Annotated in this window: 1 protein-coding gene; it reads left to right on the forward strand. The window is 39.9% G+C overall.

Going from position 1 to position 2,471, the window contains the following annotated elements; all coding sequences use genetic code 11:
• Window positions 1-142 precede the first annotated feature (142 nt).
• Window positions 143-2,395, forward strand: a complete 2,253-nt coding sequence (locus H5072_RS16830; protein WP_182694191.1) for a TonB-dependent receptor — start codon at window positions 143-145, stop codon at window positions 2,393-2,395.
• The last annotated feature ends 76 nt before the right edge of the window (window positions 2,396-2,471 follow it).

A 2,471-nucleotide genomic window follows, 5' to 3' on the forward strand; every position in this document is an offset into this window, starting at 1 on the left:
TTCATAAATAATTTACAAATAAATATTGCAAACGTTTGCATTTATCTCTAAGGTTTCAATATACACAGCCTATTTACAATGATTTTTAGTAAAAAGGCTGCAGAAATACACTGTTTAATACACTAAAAACGGGATCACACACATGAAAATCAATAAAGCAAAAAGCACATTAGCGTGTGCAATTACTTTAGCGCTTAGCACTCAATGCGCATTTGCAGCAGAGCAAACACAAGAAAACCAGAAAGTTGAGCGCATTGTGGTATCGGGAACACCTACGGGTGTTGGAGTTAGAAAGATAGATGCCAGCTATGCGGTAACTAATATCGATAGTGAACAAATTATTAAACTGTCTCCAAAAAGCACCGCTGACTTGTTTAAAGCAATACCTGGTGTTTGGGTAGAAAGCTCAGGTGGTGAATCGGGCGCTAATGTATTTGTTCGTGGTTTTCCTGGTGGTGGTGATGCCCCATTTTTAACACTCAGTATTGAAGGCTCACCTATTTATCCTGCTTCAACATTGTCATTTTTAGAGAACTCATCAATGTTTCGTATTGATGAAACCATTGAGACAGTAGAAGCCCTGCGTGGTGGACCTAATCCTGTTTTATCTAACGGACAACCAGGATTAACAACCAATTTTAGATTAAAACGTGGTGGCGAAGAAACAGAAGGCTTATTTAAATACACAACTTCTGATTACGACTTACAGCGAGTTGATGCTGTGATGAGTGGTGAAATTACTGACGATTTATACTTTATGGTTGGCGGTTACGTAAAAAGCTCACCGGGTATTCGTGATGCGGGCTTTACTTCTGAAAAGGGTAGCCAATTTACAATCAACATTACTAAAGATTTAGACAACGGTGAGCTTAACTTTTATACCCGCCAAACAGACGATCACGGTGCATGGTACTTACCAACACCCCTTAATGTTGATGGTATTGACGCAGAATATACGCAACTTGGTACGCTAAATCGTCAAGCAACAATATTTACAGGCCCCGATGCACAAGCACTTGATATTGACCTAGGTGATGGCCGAGGATGGGACGGCCATGTTTCGGGCGGTAGTATTAAGCTAGAGCTAAAAGGTGGTTGGCATTTTTCAGATCGCTTTAACATTACCAAAGGCGATGCAAATACCTACGGTTTAGTACCTAGTGGCTCAGCAACAACGGTTGGAGCAGTTGCTGATAACGGCCAAACTGCATTTGGAGCAGTTACAAACACTGAATACGCAAGCGATACCCCAGTCCAACAACTTGGTCGATGGGTAGTACTTAAAGAAATCAGCTCATTTACTAATGATTTAGCTTTTTCGAAAAAATTTGGCGACCTATCAACAACCTTTGGATATTACACTGCAAGTACTTCAGCAAAAGATTGGTGGAGCTTAGGTAACACTGCATACCATGTACTTGAATCAGGTGGCGAAGCATTGGCTGGGATTGAATGTAATCAAAACACCGATGGTTGTGATTTTAACTACGACATAAGCTCAACAGGTGATGCGCGCACTAACGCGTTTTATGTCACCGGTGAATACAAATTTGCTGATGCGTTTACACTTGATGTTGGCGTACGTCAAGAAAACCACGAAGTAGAATACAGTGTAGATGAGGGCCTTGACGGTATTATTACTAAAACCGTTAGCTATGATGAAAGTAAAACATCGTGGACTACAGGGTTAAACTATTCAATTAATGATGATATGGGTGTGTTTGCCCGTGTTAACCGTGGTTATAAAATGCCTTACTTTGATGACTTTAGAGATAACTTTGATGCTTACGAAGGCGGCGAAAAGCTTATTAAAGAAATAACTCAAGGCGAGCTTGGCTATAAGTTAATTACTGAATCAACCGACTTTTATGCAACCGTATTTGTAAATGAAGTTAAAGGCGACACATTTGTAAGACGACCTGGCGTACCAGCAGAAATTTTAACAAACGAAGCATACGGTATAGAGCTTGATTACAACTTTAATCATGATTCTGGTTTTTCTGTTAATTTAAATACGACATTACAAGATGCTGAAATTACAGAGAGCCCAACAAACGATGGTAACCAGTCGCAGCGCCAACCAAAATGGCAAGTACGTATAACGCCAAGTTACGATTTTGAGCTACAAGGTATGTATGCAACTTTATACGGTACACTTTCAGCGGTTGATGATCGCTTTGGCAATAACGAAAACACTGTAACACTCGATGGCTACGAAAAAGTTGATTTAGGTTTAATATTAGAACCAATGGAAGGCATCAAGCTTCAAGTAGCAATAGATAACTTAACGGATGAGCAAGGCATTACAGAAGGCGATCCACGTAATGCTGATGCACCAAATGGTCGTTACATTATGCCTCGTACAACGCGCTTTAGTGTAAGTTACGCGTTTTAAATAAAATACAATATAGAGGGAGCATTCGCTCCCTTTCACTTTAATTAACCTCAACAAATAAATTTAAAGGCTACTC

It is taken from the genome of Pseudoalteromonas sp. SR45-5, from assembly GCF_014163565.1.
GTDB lineage: Bacteria > Pseudomonadota > Gammaproteobacteria > Enterobacterales > Alteromonadaceae > Pseudoalteromonas > Pseudoalteromonas distincta.